This is a genomic window from Citrobacter sp. CK181, from assembly GCF_030333595.1.
Taxonomy (GTDB): domain Bacteria; phylum Pseudomonadota; class Gammaproteobacteria; order Enterobacterales; family Enterobacteriaceae; genus Citrobacter_B; species Citrobacter_B koseri.
The window spans coordinates 208962-230195 of the sequence record NZ_JAOWFN010000015.1 but is presented as its reverse complement, the minus strand read 5'-3'; the positions used below and the strand labels follow the sequence as shown (position 1 = coordinate 230195).

The 21234-nt window shown below is 56.3% G+C and carries 13 protein-coding genes and 1 tRNA gene; 12 read left to right on the top strand and 2 right to left on the bottom strand.

Annotation, left to right across the window (positions count from 1 at the left end):
• The first annotated feature begins 4 nt into the window (after window positions 1-4).
• From ptsP to recD, 11 genes are all read left to right on the top strand, one after another.
• On the top strand, window positions 5-2251 hold the full coding sequence (gene ptsP, locus OGW17_RS18350; RefSeq protein WP_012134945.1) for a phosphoenolpyruvate--protein phosphotransferase: 2247 nt from the start codon (window positions 5-7) through the stop codon (window positions 2249-2251).
• Between the two features lie 511 nt (window positions 2252-2762).
• Window positions 2763-3638 carry a prolipoprotein diacylglyceryl transferase gene (gene lgt / locus OGW17_RS18345; protein ID WP_071257899.1) on the top strand — a complete coding sequence of 292 codons (876 nt, stop codon included), beginning with the start codon at window positions 2763-2765 and terminating at the stop codon, window positions 3636-3638.
• A 6-nt stretch (window positions 3639-3644) separates the two neighbouring features.
• The gene (thyA, locus tag OGW17_RS18340) at window positions 3645-4439 is read left to right on the top strand and encodes a thymidylate synthase (RefSeq protein WP_012134943.1); all 795 of its coding nucleotides are present in this window, start codon (window positions 3645-3647) and stop codon (window positions 4437-4439) included.
• 184 nt (window positions 4440-4623) lie between these two features.
• Window positions 4624-5094, top strand: a complete 471-nt coding sequence (locus OGW17_RS18335) for a prepilin peptidase-dependent protein (protein WP_012134942.1) — start codon at window positions 4624-4626, stop codon at window positions 5092-5094.
• The gene (locus OGW17_RS18330; RefSeq protein ID WP_071257901.1) at window positions 5085-5648 is read left to right on the top strand and encodes a prepilin peptidase-dependent protein; all 564 of its coding nucleotides are present in this window, start codon (window positions 5085-5087) and stop codon (window positions 5646-5648) included. Before OGW17_RS18335 ends, OGW17_RS18330 begins: the two co-directional genes overlap by 10 nt.
• A complete protein-coding gene (locus OGW17_RS18325) occupies window positions 5645-6052 on the top strand; it encodes a DUF2509 family protein (RefSeq protein WP_071257903.1) in 408 nt (135 codons plus the stop codon). The genes OGW17_RS18330 and OGW17_RS18325 overlap by 4 nt, the downstream gene beginning before the upstream one ends.
• Window positions 6037-6360 (top strand): prepilin-type N-terminal cleavage/methylation domain-containing protein, encoded by a 324-nt coding sequence (locus OGW17_RS18320; protein WP_012134939.1) that lies wholly within the window; start codon window positions 6037-6039, stop codon window positions 6358-6360. The genes OGW17_RS18325 and OGW17_RS18320 overlap by 16 nt, the downstream gene beginning before the upstream one ends.
• A gap of 12 nt (window positions 6361-6372) precedes the next feature.
• Window positions 6373-9741 carry an exodeoxyribonuclease V subunit gamma gene (gene recC, locus OGW17_RS18315; RefSeq protein WP_071257904.1) on the top strand — a complete coding sequence of 1123 codons (3369 nt, stop codon included), beginning with the start codon at window positions 6373-6375 and terminating at the stop codon, window positions 9739-9741.
• A gap of 181 nt (window positions 9742-9922) precedes the next feature.
• Window positions 9923-12811 carry a pitrilysin gene (gene ptrA / locus OGW17_RS18310; RefSeq protein WP_071257905.1) on the top strand — a complete coding sequence of 963 codons (2889 nt, stop codon included), beginning with the start codon at window positions 9923-9925 and terminating at the stop codon, window positions 12809-12811.
• The gene (gene recB / locus OGW17_RS18305; RefSeq protein ID WP_071257906.1) at window positions 12804-16349 is read left to right on the top strand and encodes an exodeoxyribonuclease V subunit beta; all 3546 of its coding nucleotides are present in this window, start codon (window positions 12804-12806) and stop codon (window positions 16347-16349) included. Before ptrA ends, recB begins: the two co-directional genes overlap by 8 nt.
• Entirely contained in the window at window positions 16346-18172 is a 1827-nt protein-coding gene (gene recD, locus OGW17_RS18300) for an exodeoxyribonuclease V subunit alpha (protein ID WP_071257907.1), read from the top strand. Before recB ends, recD begins: the two co-directional genes overlap by 4 nt.
• Window positions 18173-18265: 93 nt before the next feature.
• Here the strand turns inward: recD and argA are convergent, their stop codons facing one another.
• Window positions 18266-19597, bottom strand: coding sequence for an amino-acid N-acetyltransferase (argA, locus tag OGW17_RS18295; protein ID WP_024130906.1), 1332 nt, complete (start codon window positions 19595-19597; stop codon window positions 18266-18268).
• 233 nt (window positions 19598-19830) lie between these two features.
• Between argA and amiC the strand changes: the two genes are divergently transcribed.
• Window positions 19831-21084 (top strand): N-acetylmuramoyl-L-alanine amidase AmiC, encoded by a 1254-nt coding sequence (gene amiC, locus OGW17_RS18290; protein WP_024130905.1) that lies wholly within the window; start codon window positions 19831-19833, stop codon window positions 21082-21084.
• Window positions 21085-21156: 72 nt separating this feature from the next.
• Here amiC and OGW17_RS18285 read toward each other — a convergent pair.
• Window positions 21157-21233 (bottom strand) — tRNA-Met (locus OGW17_RS18285).
• Window position 21234 lies beyond the last annotated feature (1 nt).

The window sequence follows — 21234 nt, the reverse complement described above, 5'->3', positions numbered from 1 at the left end:
AATTATGCTCACCCGCCTGCGCGAAATAGTGGAAAAGGTGGCCAGTGCGCCGCGCCTTAACGAGGCGCTGAATATTCTGGTCACTGATATCTGTCTTGCGATGGATACAGAGGTCTGTTCGGTCTATCTGGCCGATCACGACCGACGTTGTTACTACCTCATGGCGACGCGAGGGCTAAAAAAACCGCGTGGCCGTACTGTCACACTCGCATTTGATGAAGGTATCGTCGGCCTGGTTGGCAGGCTGGCGGAACCGATCAACCTTGCCGATGCGCAGAAACACCCCAGCTTTAAATACATCCCGTCAGTAAAAGAGGAGCGTTTCCGCGCTTTTCTGGGCGTGCCGATTATTCAGCGCCGCCAGCTACTGGGGGTGCTGGTGGTACAGCAGCGTGAACTGCGCCAGTACGATGAAAGCGAAGAGTCTTTCCTCGTTACGCTGGCGACCCAGATGGCGGCTATCCTTTCGCAGACGCAGCTAACCGCGTTATTTGGTCAATACCGCCATACGCGCATCCGTGCGCTGCCCGCCGCGCCCGGCGTGGCGATAGCGGAAGGCTGGCAGGATGCAACGTTGCCGCTGATGGAGCAGGTCTATGAAGCCTCCACCCTTGACCCGGCGCTTGAGCGCGAGCGGCTGACCGGCGCGCTGGAAGAGGCCGCTAACGAATTTCGTCGTTACAGTAAGCGCTTTGCCGCTGGCGCGCAGAAAGAGACGGCGGCGATCTTCGATCTGTATTCACACCTGCTTTCTGATGCCCGACTGCGTCGTGAACTGTTTGCCGAAGTCGATAAAGGCGCGGTGGCGGAGTGGGCCGTCAAAAAAGTCATCGAAAAGTTTGCCGAGCAGTTTGCCGCCCTGACGGATGGCTACCTCAAAGAGCGTGCCGGAGATTTACGCGCGCTGGGCCAGCGTCTGTTATTCCACCTGGATGACACCATTCAGGGGCCGAACACATGGCCCGAGCGTTTTGTGCTGGTGGCGGACGAACTCTCAGCCACCACGCTGGCGGAACTGCCGCAGGACAGACTGGCCGGCGTCGTGGTTCGCGACGGCGCGGCTAACTCGCATGCGGCGATTATGGTGCGCGCGCTCGGTATTCCGACCGTGATGGGCGCGGATATTCAGCCTTCGGTTCTTCATCACCGCACGCTGGTGGTGGATGGCTATCGCGGGGAGCTGCTGGTCGATCCTGAACCGGTATTGTTGCAGGAATATCAGCGACTTATCAGCGAAGAGAATGAACTAAGCCGGCTGGCGGAAGATGATGTCAATCTGCCCGCGCATCTGAAAAGCGGCGAACGCGTTAAGGTGATGCTTAACGCAGGGTTAAGCCCGGAACATGAAGAGAAGCTGGGCAGCCGTATCGACGGTATCGGGCTTTATCGCACCGAAATTCCGTTCATGTTGCAAAGCGGTTTCCCCTCGGAAGAAGAGCAGGTAGCGCAGTATCAGGGGATGCTGCAAATGTTTAACGACAAACCGGTGACTCTGCGTACGCTGGATGTCGGCGCGGACAAGCAACTGCCCTATATGCCGATCAGCGAAGAAAACCCGTGCCTGGGCTGGCGCGGCATTCGTATTACGCTCGATCAGCCGGAGATCTTCCTGATCCAGGTGCGCGCGATGCTGCGCGCCAACGCCGCGACCGGCAACCTGAGCATTTTACTGCCGATGGTCACCAGCATTGATGAAGTGGATGAAGCGCGACGCCTGATTGAGCGTGCCGGGCGTGAAGTCGAAGAGATGATCGGTTACGCGATCCCCAGACCGCGCATTGGGATCATGCTGGAAGTGCCGTCGATGGTATTTATGCTGCCGCAACTGGCGAACCGGGTTGATTTTATCTCCGTTGGCACCAACGATCTGACGCAGTACATCCTGGCGGTTGATCGCAACAATACGCGTGTGGCCAGTATTTACGACAGCCTGCACCCGGGGATGTTACGTGCGCTGGCGATGATCGCTCAGGAAGCCGAAAAGCAGGGGCTTGATTTGCGGCTATGCGGTGAAATGGCGGGCGATCCGATGTGTGTGGCGATCCTGATAGGCCTGGGATTCCGCCATCTGTCGATGAACGGTCGCTCCGTCGCGCGTGTGAAATACCTGCTGCGGCACATTGATTATGAAGACGCGCAAACGCTGGCGCAGCGCAGTCTGGAAGCGCAAATGGCGACGGAAGTGCGTCATCAGGTGGCGGCGTTTATGGAGCGCCGTGGCATGGGGGGCCTGATACGCGGGGGGTTGTGACAGGCGCAGTGCCCTTGATTGCCGGATGGCGGCGCACGCGCCTTATCCGGCCTACGGCGCGGTGCCGTCTGTAGGCCTGATAAGCGTAAGCGCCATCAGGCAAAGGTGTTGTGCCGTCTGTAGGCCTGATAAGCGTAGCGCCATCAGGCAAAGGTGTTGTACCGTTTGTAGGCCTGATAAGCGTAAGCGCCATCAGGCAAAGGTGTTGCGCGGTCTGTAGGCCTGATAAGCGTAAGCGCCATCAGGCAAAGGTGTTGCGCGGTCTGTAGGCCTGATAAGCGCAGCGCCATCAGGCAAAGGTGTTGCGCGGTCCGTAGGCCTGATAAGCGTAAGCGCCATCAGGCATTCCTGGGATTGTCATTGATAGCCTATACAGATCTTTTACATCTTCCCGGCATCACCGATGCACCCCTTGTGCTATCATTCGCTCCTTTGGAGCGCCTGTGAACGGCTGGCGCGCATATCAATTGCTGTCTATTTTCAGCGAAATAACAAGAACTTGTGGTGACAGATGACCAGTAGCTATCTGCATTTTCCGGAATTTGATCCGGTCATTTTCTCAATTGGGCCCGTTGCGCTGCACTGGTACGGCATGATGTACCTGGTCGGTTTTGTCTTTGCAATGTGGCTGGCGATTCGCCGGGCAAACCGTCCGGGCAGCGGCTGGACCAAAAACGAAGTTGAAAACTTACTCTATGCCGGTTTTCTCGGCGTTTTCCTCGGTGGCCGTATTGGTTACGTTCTGTTCTACAACTTCCCGATGTTCCTGGAAAATCCGCTCTATCTGTTCCGCGTCTGGGATGGCGGCATGTCCTTCCACGGCGGCCTGATCGGCGTCATTCTGGTGATGGTGATCTTCGCCAGACGCACTAAACGTTCTTTCTTCCAGGTATCCGATTTTATCGCGCCGCTGATTCCTTTTGGTTTAGGCGCAGGGCGTCTGGGGAACTTTATCAACGGTGAGCTGTGGGGGCGTGTCGATCCGAGCTTCCCGTTTGCCATGCTGTTCCCGGGCTCTCGCGCGGAAGATATCGCGCTGTTGCCGTCAAACCCGCAGTGGCAGTCGATCTTTGATACCTATGGCGTTCTGCCTCGCCACCCGTCCCAGCTGTATGAGCTGGTGCTGGAAGGTATCGTGCTGTTCATTATTCTTAACCTGTTTATCCGCAAGTCGCGCCCGATGGGGGCTGTCTCTGGCCTGTTCCTGATTGGCTATGGCGCGTTTCGTATCATTGTTGAATTCTTCCGCCAGCCGGATGCGCAGTTTACCGGCGCATGGGTACAGTACATCAGCATGGGGCAGATTCTCTCTATCCCGATGATTGTCGCTGGTGTGATCATGATGGTTTGGGCTTACCGCCGCAGCCCACAGCAACACGTTTCCTGAGGAACCATGAAACAGTATTTAGAACTGATGCAAAAAGTGCTGGATGAAGGCACACAGAAAAACGACCGTACCGGAACCGGAACGCTTTCCATTTTTGGTCATCAGATGCGTTTTAACCTGCGGGAAGGATTTCCGCTGGTGACGACGAAGCGCTGCCATTTACGCTCCATCATTCACGAGCTGTTGTGGTTCCTGCAAGGCGATACCAACGTCGCTTACCTGCATGAAAACAATGTGACGATCTGGGACGAATGGGCCGATGAAAACGGTAATTTAGGCCCGGTATATGGCAAACAGTGGCGCGCATGGCCTGCGCCGGACGGTCGCCATATTGACCAGATCACCACGGTCATGAACCAGTTGAAAAATGACCCGGACTCCCGCCGTATTATTGTTTCCGCCTGGAACGTCGGCGAGCTGGATAAAATGGCGCTGGCGCCGTGTCATGCGTTCTTCCAGTTCTATGTTGCGGACGGCAAGCTCTCCTGCCAGCTGTATCAGCGCTCCTGCGACGTTTTCCTGGGGCTGCCGTTTAATATCGCCAGCTATGCGTTACTGGTGCATATGATGGCGCAACAGTGCGACCTGGAAGTGGGCGACTTCGTCTGGACCGGCGGCGACACGCACCTGTACAGCAACCATATGGAACAGACGCACCTACAGTTAAGCCGCGAACCGCGCGCGCTGCCGAAACTGGTGATCAAACGTAAGCCTGACTCTATCTTCGACTACCGTTTTGAAGATTTTGAGATTGAAGGCTACGACCCGCATCCTGGCATTAAAGCGCCGGTCGCTATCTGACCTGAGCTCATCCTGTCATAACCGACGCCCTTGCGCGTCGGTTTTTTTTATCCCGTACGCCATTCTTCGGCGCAGATTCCCGAATTTTTGCAACGTGCTGTAATACGATAACTATTTCTCGTAACGCGCCGAATAATCTGCATTCTTGCCTCGTCATTTTCTCCGCCCCCGGCATACTGCCGCTATGAAAAAACAACAGGGCTATACGCTCATTGAAACAATGGTCGCAATGCTTCTTATGGTTAGCCTTAGCGCCACAGGGCTCTATGGTTGGCAGCGTTGGCAACAGCAGCAACGGTTATGGCAAACCGCCAGCCAGCTGCGGGATTACTTGCTGCAACTGCGTGAGGATGCGAACTGGCACAACCGGGATCACATTGTTCAGGTCATCAGAGAACGCGGCGGCTGGTGCTTTGTCAGCGCTGCTTCGGCGCAAGGTGCCTGTACGCCAGACGCGCCGTTTGTCTTTATTCCAGCATGGCGCGATATAGACATGGTGGAGATCACCCCCTCGCTGGCGTTTTTTGGTCTGCGCAATACCGCCTGGGCCGGGCATATCCGCCTGAAAAACGCCGCGGGCGAATGGCGTCTGGTGGTTTCGTCCTGGGGGCGAATCCGGCTCTGTGAGGGACGCGAGGCCGAAGCATGTCGATGAACGAGCGCGGTTTTTCTCTGCTGGAGGTACTTATCGCGATGGCGATAAGCAGCATGCTACTGCTCGGCGCGGCACGATTTTTACCCGCGCTACAGCGTGAGATTCTACAGACCACGCGGCAGCTGTTGCTGGAAGATGAGATCTGGCAGCGTGCTTATACCGTGGCAAAACACCTGCAACGCGCGGGATATTGTCGGGGAAACTGCACAGGGAAAGGACTGGTGATTGCCGGGCAGGGGGAGTGCGTTATCGTACAGTGGGACGCCAATAATAACGGGCGCTGGGAGACTGCGCCGGGAAAAGAGGCCGAACAGACCGGGTTTCGTTTAAACAATAAAACGTTGGAAACACTGCGTGGGGCAACATCATGCGCAGATAAAGGGTGGGATAAAATGACCGATCCCGATACGGTACAGATTGAGGCATTTAACGTTGAGCGTCAGGAGATGCCCGGTTTTGCGCCGGTACTGACGCTGTCTCTTCAGGGGCGCAGTAAAGCGGCTTCTAAAACCGCTGTTAAGGCGCAATACAGCGTCACCGGGTTTAATCTGTGAAGCGTGAACGGGGTGTGTCTTCTCTGGCGATGGTGCTTTTGCTGCTGGTATTGGGCAGCCTGCTGCTTCAGGGGGCAAACCAGCAGCAGGCGAGTTTTTCCACTCTGGTGGCGACAGAAAGCCGGGCCTTGCAGCGTCAGGCGGTGGCGCAGGCGGCGCTGGAATGGGGAAGGATGCAGTCATGGTCGGCGCAGGCTGCGGTTGAGTGTCGGCAATACACCACGCCGAATGCCCGCGTTTGCCTGCGCCTGCTCGCGAACAACACCGCTTTATTGATTGCGCAGTATGATGGCGCATCGGTCTGGCGTCTGGGAGCGCGGGAGGAAAGCGGCGTTGTATTTTCTCCGCATGGATGGAGCGATTTTTGCCCGTTGAGTGAGGTGGCGTTATGCCAGATACCCTGAACAGGCAGCGTGGTTTTAGTCTGCCGGAAGTGATACTGGCGATGGCGCTGCTGGTGATAACCGTCACTGCGTTATCGGGTTATCAGCGGGCGTTGATGACGAGTCTTGTCGTCAGGGCGCAATACCAACAGCTCTGGCGGTACGGCTGGCAGCAAACGGCGCTGTATTCATTTTCACCTCCCGAAAGCTGGCAGGCCAACCGAATGCAGACAACACAAGCGGGATGTGTCAGCATCAGCGTTAAACTCATTTCCCCTTTGGGCAGGCAAGGCCAGATGTCGCGCTTACACTGCCCGAAAAGTCAGTAGTCAGGAGTTGCTATGTTAAGGGTCTACCACTCCAACCGTCTGGACGTGCTGGAAGCGTTAATGGAATTCATCGTTGAGCGCGATCGGCTTGACGATCCCTTTGAACCCGAAATTGTGTTGGTTCAAAGTACCGGTATGGCGCAGTGGCTGCAAATGACCCTTTCGCAGAAATTTGGTATCGCCGCGAATATCGATTTTCCGCTACCCGCGAGTTTTATCTGGGATATGTTTGTACGCGTGCTGCCTGATATCCCGAAAGAGAGCGCGTTCAGCAAGCAAAACATGAGCTGGAAGCTGATGACGCTGCTGCCGCAACTGCTGGAGCGTGAGGATTTTACGCGACTGCGCCACTATCTGACGGACGACGCTGATAAGCGCAAACTATTCCAGCTTTCCTCGCGTGCCGCCGATCTTTTCGATCAGTATCTGGTCTATCGCCCCGACTGGCTTACCCAGTGGGAAGAGGGGCAGATGGTTGACGGGTTAGGGGAGGCTCAGATCTGGCAGGCGCCGCTGTGGAAGGCGCTGGTGGAATACACGGCTGAACTGGGGCAGCCGCGCTGGCACCGTGCGAATGTGTATCAGCGTTTTATCCAGACGCTGGAAAATGCGACAACCAGCCCGACGGGGCTGCCTTCGCGCGTCTTTATTTGTGGTATTTCCGCGCTGCCGCCGGTGTATCTCCGGGCCTTACAGGCGCTGGGAAAGCACATCGAAATCCATCTGCTGTTCACTAACCCCTGCCGTTATTACTGGGGGGATATCAGAGATCCTGCCTGGCTGGCAAAACTGGTGGCTCGTCAGCGTCGTCACAGCTTTGAGGAGCGCGACTTACCGCTGTTTCGCGATAACCAACGCGCCGGGGAGTTATTTAATAGCGACGGCGAGCAGGATGTCGGGAACCCGATGCTGGCGTCCTGGGGGAAACTGGGGCGGGACTACATCTACTTGCTTTCCGAACTGGAAAACACACAGGAACTGGATGCGTTTGTCGATATTCCCCCGGACAATCTGCTTCATAACATTCAGGCGGACATCCTTGAGCTGGAAAGTCGCGCCGTGGCTGGGGCGAACCTCGAAGAGTACGCCCGAAGCGACAACAAGCGTCTGCTTGACCCGAATGACGCCAGCGTGACCTTTCACGTATGCCATAGCCCGCAGCGTGAAGTGGAGATCCTGCACGATCGTCTGCTGGCGATGCTGGAGGCCGACCCGACGCTGATGCCGCGCGATATTATCGTCATGGTGGCGGATATCGACAGCTATAGCCCCTTTATTCAGGCCGTATTTGGCAGTGCGCCTGCCGAACGCTATTTACCTTATGCTATCTCCGATCGCCGGGCGCGTCAGTCGCATCCCGTTTTGCAGGCGTTTATCAGCCTGCTGTCGTTGCCGGACAGCCGTTTTGTCTCTGAAGATGTGCTGGCTCTGCTGGACGTGCCGGTTCTGGCGGCCCGATTTAACATCAACGAAGAAGGGCTGCGCTATCTTCGCTTATGGGTCAATGAGTCGGGTATCCGCTGGGGGATTGATGACGACAACGTGCGCGAGCTGGCGCTTCCTGCAACGGGGCAGCATACCTGGCAATTTGGTCTGACGCGTATGCTGCTGGGTTACGCGATGGAAAGCGCGCAGGGCGAATGGCAGTCCGTGCTGCCTTATGACGAGTCCAGCGGGCTGATTGCGGAGCTGGTCGGGCATCTGGCGTCCCTGCTTATGCAGTTGAACCTCTGGCGTCGCGGGCTGGCGCAGGCGCGTCCGCTGGAAGAATGGCTCCCGGTTTGCCGCGACATGCTCAATGACTTTTTCCTGCCCGATGCGGAAACGGAAGCCGCGATGACCCTTATCGAGCAGCAATGGCAGGCGATTATCACCGAAGGGCTTGAGGCGGAGTATGGCGATGCGGTGCCGCTGTCTCTGTTACGGGACGAGCTGGCGCAAAGGCTGGATCAGGAACGCATCAGCCAGCGTTTTCTGGCGGGGCCGGTAAACATCTGTACGCTCATGCCTATGCGTTCTATCCCCTTTAAGGTTGTGTGTCTCCTTGGTATGAATGACGGCGTCTATCCGCGTCAGCTGGCGCCGCTCGGTTTTGACCTGATGAGTCAGAAACCGATGCGCGGGGATCGTAGCCGTCGCGATGATGACCGCTACCTGTTCCTTGAGGCCTTAATCTCTGCGCAGCAGACGCTCTATATTAGCTACATCGGGCGCTCTATTCAGGATAACAGCGAACGTTTCCCGTCAGTCCTGGTGCAGGAACTGATGGATTATATCGGGCAAAGTCACTATTTGCCGGGAGATGAAGAACTGACCAGCGATGAGAGCGAGGCCCGCGTGAAAGCGCATATCGCTCGCCTGCACACGCGGATGCCGTTTGATGCGCAAAACTATCTTCCCGGTGAACAGCAAAGCTACGCGCGCGAATGGCTGCCTGCTGCAAGTCAGTCAGGCGAGGCCCATTCTGATTTTGTACAGCCGTTGCCCTATGAACTCCCTGAGACGTTGACGCTGGAAAAACTTCAGCGCTTCTGGGCGCATCCGGTGCGGGCGTTTTTCCAGATGCGGCTACAGGTGAATTTCCGCGCGGAAGAGAGTGAAATTCCCGATACGGAGCCGTTCATTCTGGAAGGGCTAACCCGCTATCAGCTTAATCAGCAGTTGCTTAATACGCTGGTCGAAGAAGAGGATGCCGGGCTTTTATTCCGTCGCTTCCGGGCGGCGGGCGATCTCCCGTATGGCGCTTTTGGCGAGATCCTCTGGGATACGCAGCGTCAGGAGATGCAGTCGCTGGCGGACAGGATTATCGCGTGTCGTCAGCCGGGGAAAAGTATGGAAGTTGATCTGCTCTGCAATGGCGTGCAGATCACGGGGTGGTTGCCGCAGGTGCAGGAAGACGGTTTGTTGCGCTGGCGCCCATCTTTAATAAGCGTTGCGCAGGGAATGCAACTTTGGCTGGAACACCTTGTCTATTGTGCCTGTGGCGGAAAAGGCGAAAGTCGTTTGTTCCTGCGTAAAGAGGGAGAGTGGCGCTTCCCGCCGTTAGAGGCTGAACAGGCGTTAACTTACCTCGCACAGCTGATTGACGGTTATCGGGAAGGGATGTCATCCCCACTGCTGGTTCTTCCTGAAAGCGGCGGCGCATGGATAAAAGCTTGTTATGACGCGGCGAATGATGCCATGTTAGATGATGCTGACACGCTGCAAAAAGCCCGGACGAAGTTCTTACAGGCTTATGAAGGTAACATGGTGATACGCGGAGAAGGGGATGATATCTGGTATCAACGGTTGTGGCGACAGCTGGAGCCGAAGACGATAGAGAGCATTATTTCTCAGTCTCAACGTTATCTGTTACCGCTATTTCGTTTTAATCAGTCGTGAGGGTTGTATAAAAATTGCGCAATTAAATGGCTTCATTTATGATGCGTTTTCTGTCACGGACTGATTTTACAATAAGAGATGCTGACTCGTTTAGCACACAGTTTTGTCCTGCTCAATAAGCGCCAGCGTCGCGCTCGCGCTTCACCTGAGCGGGAAAGAAAGTTAATGATGAGGTTCGTGAATGCCCCGCAGCACCTGGTTCAAAGCGTTATTGTTGTTTGTCGCCCTTTGGGCACCCTTAAGTCAGGCAGATACCGGTTGGCAGCCTTTGGCGGAAACCATCCGTAAAAGCGAGAAAGATACGCGTCAGTATCAGGCGATTCGTCTGGACAATGACATGGTGGTTTTGCTGGTATCCGACCCGCAAGCGGTAAAATCGCTTTCCGCGCTGGTGGTGCCTGTTGGATCGCTGGAGGACCCCGATGAACATCAGGGGCTGGCGCACTATCTCGAACATATGAGTCTGATGGGATCTAAAAAATATCCCCAGCCTGACAGCCTTGCCGAATACCTTAAAATGCACGGCGGCAGCCATAATGCCAGCACCGCGCCGTATCGTACCGCCTTCTATCTGGAGGTGGAAAACGACGCCCTGTCAGGTGCGGTCGATCGCCTTGCCGATGCCATTGCCGCCCCGTTGCTGGATAAAAAATATGCCGAGCGTGAGCGCAATGCGGTCAATGCCGAACTGACGATGGCGCGTACGCGAGACGGTATGCGTATGGCGCAGGTCAGCGCAGAAACCATCAACCCGGCGCACCCGGGTTCGCGCTTCTCTGGCGGCAATCTGGAAACCTTAAGCGACAAACCGGGCAATCCGGTTCAGCAGGCGTTGCAGGCGTTTCACGAAAAATATTATTCAGCGAACCTGATGAAGGCGGTGATTTACAGTAACAAACCGCTGCCGGAACTGGCGCGTATTGCGGCTGAAACCTATGGCCGGGTGCCGAATAAAAATATCAAAAAGCCGGAAATTACCGTGCCGGTAGTAACGGACGCGCAAAAGGGCATCATCATTCATTATGTGCCTGCTCTGCCGCGTAAAGTGCTGCGCGTAGAGTTTCGTATTGATAACAACAGCGCGCAGTTTCGCAGCAAAACCGACGAACTGGTGACCTACCTGATTGGCAACCGGAGCCCGGGAACGCTCTCCGACTGGCTGCAAAAACAAGGATTAGTGGAAGGCATTCGTGCGGACTCTGACCCGGTGGTTAACGGTAACAGCGGCGTACTGGCTATTTCCGCTACCCTGACGGACAAAGGGCTGGCGAACCGGGACGACGTTGTCGCCGCCATCTTCAGCTATCTCAATCTGTTACGTGAAAAAGGCGTGGATAAACGTTACTTCGATGAGCTGGCGCATGTGCTGGATCTCGACTTCCGTTACCCCTCTATCACCCGTGATATGGATTACGTCGAATGGCTGGCGGATACGATGATTCGCGTTCCGGTGGAACATACGCTGGATGCGGTGAATATCGCCGATCAATATGATGCGGCGGCGGTGAAATCACGCCTGGCGATGATGACGCCGCAGAATGCGCGTATCTGGTACATCAGCCCGAAGGAACCGCACAACAAAACGGCCTATTTTGTCGACGCGCCTTATCAGGTGAATAAAATCGACGACAAAACGCTCGCCGACTGGCAGCAAAAAGCGCAGGGCATTGCGCTGTCATTACCGGAGCTTAATCCCTATATTCCAGACGATTTCACGCTGATCAAACCGGAGAAGGAATATCCCCACCCGGAGCTGATTGTCGATGAACCGGATTTGCGCGTGGTTTATGCGCCGAGCCGTTATTTTGCCAGCGAGCCTAAGGCGGATGTCAGCGTTATTCTGCGTAACCCGAAAGCAATGGACAGCGCCAGAAACCAGGTGATGTTTGCGTTAAACGATTATCTCGCGGGGATCGCGCTCGACCAGTTAAGCAACCAGGCATCGGTTGGCGGGATTGGCTTTTCCACCAACGCCAACAATGGTCTGATGCTTAACGCGAACGGTTACACGCAGCGCTTGCCGCAGCTTTTCCAGGCATTGCTGGAAGGGTATTTCAGCTACACCGCGACGGAAGAACAGCTGGAACAGGCGAAATCCTGGTATGCACAGATGATGGATTCCGCAGAAAAAGGGAAGGCCTACGATCAGGCGATTATGCCGGTACAGATGCTTTCTCAGGTGCCTTACTTCCAGCGTGATGAACGCCGTAAGCTGTTGCCTTCGATCACGCTGAAAGAGGTCATGGCTTACCGCGATACGTTAAAAGCAGGCGCGCGACCGGAGTTCCTGGTGATTGGCAATATGCGCGAAGCGCAGGTGAAAATTATGGCGCGGGATATCCAACAGCAGCTTGGCGCCAACGGTTCAGAGTGGTGTCGCAATAAAGACGTACTGGTGGATAAAAAGCAGTCGGTCATCTTTGAGAAGGCGGGAAGCAGCACTGACTCCGCGCTGGCGGCGGTATTCGTTCCAACCGGTTACGATGAATATGCCAGTTCAGCCTACAGCGCGATGTTAGGGCAAATCGTTCAGCCGTGGTTCTATAATCAGTTGCGTACTGAAGAACAGTTAGGTTATGCGGTGTTCGCTTTCCCGATGAGCGTCGGGCGTCAGTGGGGGATGGGTTTCCTGCTGCAAAGCAGCGACAAGCAACCGTCTTATCTCTGGGAGCGTTACAAAGCATTCTTCCCAACGGCGGAAGCGAAGCTGCGGGCGATGACGCCGGAAGAGTTTGCGCAAATTCAGCAGGCGATCATCGCGCAGATGTTGCAAGCGCCGCAAACGCTGGGCGAAGAAGCGTCGAAATTAAGCAAAGATTTCGATCGCGGCAATATGCGCTTTGATTCACGTGATAAAATCGTGGCTCAGATTAAACTGCTGACGCCGCAAAAACTTGCCGATTTCTTCCATCAGGCGGTGGTTGAGCCGCAAGGCATGGCGATACTGTCACAGGTTTCCGGCAGTCAGAACGGGAAAGCAGAGTACGTGCGCCCGGAAGGCTGGAAAGTGTGGGAGAACGTCAGCGCGTTGCAGCAAACCTTACCCCTGATGAGTGAAAAGAATGAATGATGCCGCTGAGTCCCTTGATCCTTTACGCTTGCCCCTTACGGGCGAGCGTCTGATTGAAGCCTCTGCGGGCACTGGCAAAACGTTTACTATCGCCGCGTTGTATCTGCGCCTGCTGCTCGGATTGGGCGGCTCTGCCGCCTTTCCCCGACCGCTGACCGTGGAAGAACTGTTGGTCGTGACGTTTACCGAGGCGGCCACCGAAGAGTTACGCGGCCGCATCCGCAGCAACATCCATGAACTGCGCATCGCCTGTCTGCGTGAAACTACCGATAACCCGTTATATGCTCGCCTGCTGGAAGAGATCGAGGATAAAAAGCAGGCGGCGCAGTGGTTACTGTTGGCGGAAAGACAGATGGATGAGGCGGCAGTATTCACCATCCACGGTTTTTGCCAGCGCATGCTCAGCCTGAATGCGTTTGAGTCCGGCATGCTGTTCGAGCAGCAATTAATCGAAGATGAATCCCTTCTGCGCTATCAGGCCTGCGCCGACTTCTGGCGGCGTCACTGTTATCCGCTGCCACGCGAAATTGCCCAGGTTGTCTTTGAAGCGTGGAAAGGCCCCCGGGCGCTACTGAAAGATATCGATCGTTATTTGCAGGGCGAAGCGCCGGTCATCAAAGCACCGCCGCCGTCAGACGAGACGCTGGCGTCTCGCCACGAACACATTTTGTCGCGTATTAACGCCCTGAAGCAGCAATGGTGCGCGTCCGTTGATGAACTGGATGGGGTGATAGAGTCGTCGGGAATCGATCGCAGAAAATTCAATCGCGGCAACCAGACGAAATGGATCGAGAAGATCACGGCGTGGGCGCAGGCGGAAACGCAAACCTATCAATTACCCGACGCGCTGGAGAAATTCTCCCGGCGATTCCTGGAAGAGAGAACCAAAGCGGGCGGCATAACCCCGCAGCATCCGCTGTTTGTTGCCATTGAGGAACTGCTGGCTGAACCGTTGACGATAAAAGATCTGCTGATCACCCGTGCGCTGGCGGAAATCCGCGAGACGGTTGCGCAGGAAAAACAACGCCGGGGTGAATTAGGTTTTGACGACATGCTGAGTCGTCTGGATGTTGCGCTGCGTAGTAATAGCGGCGATGCGCTGGCAAGCGCAATTCGTGGCCGTTTCCCGGTGGCGATGATTGATGAATTTCAGGATACCGACCCGCAGCAGTACCGCATTTTCCGCCGCATCTGGCGGCATCAGCCGGACACCGCGCTGTTGCTGATTGGCGATCCGAAACAGGCGATTTATGCGTTTCGCGGCGCGGATATCTTCACCTACATGAAAGCCCGCAGCGAGGTCAGCGCCCATTATACGCTGGATACCAACTGGCGTTCCGCACCGGGCATGGTCAACAGCGTGAATACGTTGTTCAGTCAGATGAACGACGCCTTTATGTTCCGCGAAATTCCATTTGCGCCGGTTAAATCGGCCCAGAAGAACCAGTCGCTGCGCTTTGTGCTGAACGGCGAGACGCAGCCCGCCATGAACATGTGGTTGATGGAAGGGGAAAGCTGCGGCATTGGCGACTATCAGAGTTACATGGCGCAGGTGTGCGCGACGCAAATTCGTGACTGGCTGAAAGCCGGGCAAACTGGCGATGCGCTGCTTGTTAGCGAGAAAACCTCACGCCCGGTTCGAGCCTCGGATATCAGCGTGCTGGTGCGAAGCCGCCAGGAAGCGGCGCAAATTCGTGATGCGCTGACGCTGTTGGCGATTCCGTCCGTTTATCTCTCCAACCGCGACAGCGTATTTGAGACGCTGGAAGCGCAGGAGATGCTGTGGATCTTACAGGCCGTCATGACGCCTGAGCGTGAAAATACGCTGCGTAGCGCGATGGCGGCCTCGATGATGGGGCTGACCGCGCAGGACATCGAAACGCTGAATAACGACGAAAATGCCTGGGATGCGGTGGTCGAAGAGTTCGACGGTTATCGTCAAATCTGGCATAAGCGCGGCGTCATGCCCATGCTGCGCGCGCTGATGTCAGCGCGGAATATTGCCGAAAACCTGCTGGCGACGGCGGGAGGCGAGCGCCGCCTGACCGATATTCTGCACATCAGCGAATTGTTGCAGGAAGCCGGTTCGCAGCTGGAAAGCGAGCATGCGCTGGTGCGCTGGCTGTCGCAGCATATTCTTGAGCCGGGCAGCAATGCCGCCAGCCAGCAACTGCGGCTGGAAAGCGATAAACATCTGGTGCAAATCGTCACCATCCATAAATCAAAAGGGCTGGAATACCCGCTCGTCTGGCTGCCTTTTATTACCCATTTCCGCGTGCAGGATCAGGCGTTTTATCACGATCGCAATTCGTTTGACGCGGTGCTGGATCTCAGCCACGCCGAGGAGAGCGTTGAACTGGCGGAAGCAGAGCGTCTGGCGGAAGACCTGCGTTTGCTTTATGTGGCGCTGACCCGTTCGGTGTGGCATTGCAGCCTCGGCGTTGCGCCGTTGGTGCGTCGTCGCGGAGATAAGAAAGGCGATACCGATGTACACCAGAGCGCGCTCGGGCGCCTGCTGCAAAAAGGTGAGCCGAAAGATGCCGCCGGGCTTCGCGCCTGTATTGACGCGCTTTGCGGGGAGGATATCGCCTGTCGGACGCCAGCCGAACCGGACAGCGAACGCTGGCAGGTAACGGAAGCGTCGCGTGCGGCGCTAAGCGCCAGAGCGTTACGCCGAACGCCTGCCGACAACTGGCGAGTAACCAGTTATTCCGGCTTACAGCAGCAAGGCCATAGCGTCGCCCAGGATTTAATTCCGCGTCTGGATGTGGATGCCGCCGGGGTGGGGGATGTGGCGGAAGAGCCGGAGCTGACGCCGCACCAGTTCCCGCGAGGGGCATCGCCGGGTACATTCCTGCATAGCCTGTTTGAAGACCTCGACTTTACGCAGCCCGTTGACCCGGCCTGGGTGCGGGAAAAACTGGAGCTTGGCGGTTATGACGCGCACTGGGAGCCGGTTTTAACGCAGTGGCTGGACGCTGTTTTGCAGGCTCCCCTGACCGAACGCGGCGTGAGTCTGCGTCATCTTTCCGCCCGTGAAAAACAGGTGGAGATGGCGTTTTATCTGCCGATCGCACAGCCGCTTATCGCCAGTCAACTGGATGCGCTGATTCGCCGGTTTGATCCGCTCTCGGCGGGCTGCCCGCCGCTCGACTTTATGCAGGTTCGCGGCATGCTGAAAGGGTTTATCGACCTGGTGTTTCGCCATGAAGGGCGGTATTACCTGCTCGATTACAAATCAAACTGGCTGGGCGAAGACAGCACGGCCTACACTCAGGAGGCAATGGCCTCAGCGATGCAGACGCATCGCTATGACCTGCAATATCAGCTGTATACGCTGGCGTTGCACCGCTATCTGCGCCATCGCATCGCCGATTATGACTATGAACGTCATTTCGGCGGCGTGATCTACCTTTTCCTGCGCGGCGTTGACCGTGAATATCCACGGCAGGGCATTTTCTCGACCCGGCCGGACGGCGAACTGATTGCGTTAATGGATGAGATGTTTGCAGGCGTTGTAGCGGAGGAGGCGCAATGACAATTCAGAAGCGATTACTGGAGGCCGTAGAACAAAAGCTGTTGCGGCCATTAGACGCTCAGTTTGCGCTGGCGGTTGCCGGGCAGGACGATCCATGCGTGACGCTGGCCGTTGCATTGCTCAGCCGCGATGCCGGGGAAGGGCATGTCTGTATGCCGCTTTCGCGCCTGGCGATAACGGAAGAGTCGCATCCGCTACTGGTCTCCTGGTTTAGCGAGAGGGACGCGCCTGAAGACTGGGCATCGTGTCTGCTGGCTTCCGGGGCGGTCAGTCGGGGAGAGCGGCCAACGCCGTTGATTCTGCATGAAGATCGCCTTTACCTGAACCGGATGTGGAGTAACGAGCGCACGGTAGCCCGCTTTTTTAGCGAGGTTAACCAGGCGATCGCGGTAGATGAACAGCAACTGGCCCGCACGCTGGATGCGCTTTTCCCGCCGACGGATGACGTCAACTGGCAAAAAGTGGCGGCGGCCGTGGCGTTGACGCGCCGTATTTCCGTCATTTCCGGCGGGCCTGGCACCGGTAAAACCACTACCGTGGCGAAGCTGCTGGCCGCGTTGATTCAGATGGCGGACGGCGAGCGATGCCGTATACGACTGGCGGCGCCGACGGGGAAAGCGGCGGCGCGTCTGACCGAGTCGCTTGGCGCGGCATTGCGCCAGCTTCCGCTCACGGATGAGCAAAAAAAACGCATCCCGGATGACGCCAGTACGTTGCACCGGCTGTTGGGCGCACAGCCCGGTAGCCAGAGGCTGCGCCATCACGCGGGAAACCCGCTGCATCTGGACGTGCTGGTAGTGGATGAGGCATCAATGATCGATTTGCCGATGATGTCGCGGCTAATTGAGGCGCTGCCGCCGCACGGACGCGTGATTTTTCTCGGCGATCGCGATCAGCTGGCTTCCGTTGAGGCGGGGGCGGTGCTGGGCGATATCTGCGCCTGGGTAAATGCCGGATTTACCGCCGGGCGCGCACAGCAGCTGAGCCGACTGACGGGAAGCCCCATTCCTGCGGGCGCAGGAATGGAGGCGGCCTCTTTGCGCGATAGCCTGTGTTTGCTGCAAAAAAGCTATCGCTTCGGGCATGATTCCGGCATTGGTCAACTGGCGGCAGCCATTAATCGTGGCGATAAAGCGGCGATGAAAACGGTCTTTCAGCAGGGATTCGGCGATATTGAAAAACGAACGCTACAGAGCAGCGAGGATTACGCCGCCATGCTCGACGAGGCGCTGGCCGGTTATGGGCGTTATCTGGCGCTTGTTCGCGAGGGCGCGGAGCCGGGGGCGATTATTCAGGCTTTCAATGAGTACCAGTTGCTGTGCGCGCTGCGTGAAGGGCCGTTTGGCGTTGGCGGTCTGAATGAACGCATCGAACAGGTTATGCTGCAAAAGCGCAAAATTCAGCGTCACCCGCACAGCCGCTGGTATGAAGGGCGTCCGGTAATGATTGCGCGCAATGACAGCGCGTTGGGGTTGTTCAATGGCGATATCGGCATTGCGCTCGATCGCGGCCAGGGGTTGAGGGTGTGGTTCGCCATGCCGGATGGCAGCATTAAGTCGGTGCAGCCCAGCCGTTTGCCGGAGCATGAAACAACTTGGGCGATGACGGTGCATAAATCGCAGGGATCGGAGTTCGATCATGCGGCGCTGATTTTACCCAGCCAGCGCTCGCCGGTTGTGACCCGCGAGCTGGTGTATACCGCCGTGACGCGCGCACGTCGTCGCCTGTCTCTCTATGCCGATGAACGGGTTTTGAGCGGGGCAATTGCGACGCGCACGGAACGACGTAGCGGACTGTCCGCGTTTTTTAATAACGGGCTGTGAGGTAAGTTGCCGGATGGCGCCTGCGCTTATCCGGCCTACAGCATCCCCGTAGACCCGATAAGACGCTTTAGCGTCGTCGTCAGGCAAAATGGGTTATCCCAAATCTGCCATCAACACCTTTGAACGACGCTGATAGTTGTACATCTCTTTTTTGCTCTCGGGCAGCAGTTCGATATCCACCGGCGTAAACCCACGTTCCTGGAACCAGTGAATACTGCGCGTTGTCAGCACAAACAGCTTGCTGAGGCCCATCTGTCTTGCCTGCACGGCGATCCGTTCCAGCAAGACTTCGCCACGCGATGAACTGCGATAATCTGGATGTACCGCCACGCAGGCCATTTCGCCGATTTTTTCTTCGGGGAAAGGGTACAGCGCGGCGCAGGCGATGGTCAGATTATCTCGCTGGATAATCGTGAATTTGTCGATCTCCATCTCCAGTTGTTCACGGGAGCGGCGCACCAGAATCCCCTGTTGTTCCAGCGGGCGAATCAGCTCCAGGATCCCGCCGATATCGTTAATGGTGGCGCGACGAATCTGCTCGGCGCTCTCCATCACGATTTGCGTCCCTATCCCGTCGCGTGAGAACAGCTCCTGCAATAGCGCGCCGTCTTCCTGGTAGCTAATCAGATGGCAGCGACGCACGCCGCTGCGACAGGCTTTCACCGCGCCGCGCAGGAACCGCACGGTGCCTGAATTGTAATCACCTTTTTCTTCCTGTGCTTCAACGCGTGCCTGCGCTTCGTTCGGGAAAAGTTCGGAAACGATGTCGCCTTCGTCGTTAGTTACCCCTTGCGACGAACAGAAGCCGATCATCTTCTCCGCCTTCAGTTTGATGGCGAGCTGCGTGGCGATCTCTTCTGAGGTCAGGTTAAAACTTTCGCCTGTGACGGAAACCGCGACCGGCCCCATCAGCACAATTGCGCCGCTGTCTAACTGGCGATGAATTGCCTCTTCATCAATACGGCGAATGCGTCCGCTGTGGCAGTAATCCACGCCGTCATCCACGCCCAGCGGCTGTGCAATAATAAAATTGCCGCTGACGACGTTGATGTGCGCGCCCTGTAAGGGGGTGTTGTTCAGGCTCATCGACAGACGGGCGGTGATATCCAGCTGCAACGTGCCTGCCGCTTGCTTAACCAGTTCCAGCGTTTTGGCGTCCGTCACGCGGGTATTTTTGTGGTACAGCGGCTCATGATGATGTGCGGCAAGGTTCGCGTCGATTTGCGGACGCGCGCCATACACCACCACCAGGCGAATGCCCAGACTGTGCAGAAGCCCGATGTCATTGACGATACTGGAGAAATTTTCATGCTCAATGGCCTCACCGCCAAGCATAATGACAAACGTTTTTCCCCGATGGGTATTGATATAGGGAACAGAATGGCGGAATCCCTGTACCAGTTCGGTTCTACGTTCCTTCACCACGGCACACCCTCATTGCATGATTATTCGAAATTAATGTATTTTTATTCTGTTTTTCCGTCGTGCGCAAGCGCAAATTTTAATCCCGCTGAAGTTTTCTCTCAGTAATACCGTGAATACAAAAAGAAAGTTTACCCTTTTATAGATGACAGATTATGCGTCATTCGCTAAAGTTTCCGGTCAATTTAGACGTTTTGTACATCAGCACCGTTAAGTTTGTTTTGCTCGGGAGAAGCATGTCGGGATCCAACTCAGCAATCAGTCGCCGTCGTTTACTACAAGGGACGGGCGCCATGTGGCTATTGAGCGTAAGTCAGGTCGGTTTGGCTGCCGTCAGCCAGGTCGTCGCGGTACGCATCTGGCCTGCGTCCAGCTATACCCGCGTCACGGTGGAATCGAACCGTCTGCTGAAATACAAACAGTTTGCCCTGAGTAACCCTGAGCGCGTGGTGGTGGATATTGAAGGTGTGAATCTGAACTCGGTGCTTAAAGGCATTGGCGCGCAGATCCGCGCGGACGATCCGTATATCAAGTCAGCGCGAGTGGGGCAGTTTGATCCACAGACGGTGCGGATGGTGTTTGAGCTGAAGCAAAACGTGAAACCGCAGCTGTTTGCCCTTGCGCCGGTGGCGGGCTTTAAAGAACGCCTGGTGATGGATCTCTACCCTGCCAATGCGCAGGATATGCAGGATCCGTTGCTGGCGCTGCTGGAAGATTACAACAAAGGCGATCTGGATAAGCAGGTGCCGCCTGCGCAGAGCGGGCCGCAGCCGGGCAAGGCGGGCCGCGATCGCCCGATCGTGATCATGCTCGATCCCGGTCATGGAGGGGAAGATCCCGGCGCCGTGGGGAAATACAAGACGCGCGAAAAAGACGTGGTGTTGCAGATTGCCCGCCGCTTGCGCGCGTTAATTGAGAGAGAAGGCAATATGAAGGTCTACATGACGCGTAATGAGGATATCTTCATTCCGCTGAAAGTGCGCGTGGCAAAAGCCCAGAAGCAGCGCGCCGACCTGTTTGTCTCTATCCATGCGGACGCGTTTACCAGCCGACAGCCCAGCGGTTCATCTGTTTTTGCGCTCTCGACGAAGGGCGCGACCAGTACGGCGGCAAAATACCTCGCGCAAACTCAGAACGCCTCGGATTTGATCGGCGGCGTGAGTAAAAGCGGCGATCGCTATGTCGATCACACCATGTTCGACATGGTGCAATCGTTGACCATCGCCGATAGCCTGAAGTTCGGTAAAGCGGTGCTCAACAAGCTGGGAAGAGTTAATAATCTGCACAAAAATCAGGTCGAGCAGGCCGGCTTTGCGGTGCTGAAAGCGCCGGATATTCCCTCTATTCTCGTGGAAACCGCCTTTATCAGTAATATTGAAGAGGAGCGTAAGCTCAAAACGGCGAAGTTCCAGCAGGAAGTGGCGGAGTCGATTCTGGCGGGTATTAAAGCCTACTTTGCCGATGGGGCGACGCTGGCGAGAAGGGGATAATAAAAAAGCGCTGAAAGGCGCTTTTTTTACGGGCCGCAGAAACGAAAAAACACCCGTTAAGGTGTTTAATATTGGTTGCGGGGGCCGGATTTGAACCGACGACCTTCGGGTTATGAGCCCGACGAGCTACCAGGCTGCTCCACCCCGCGT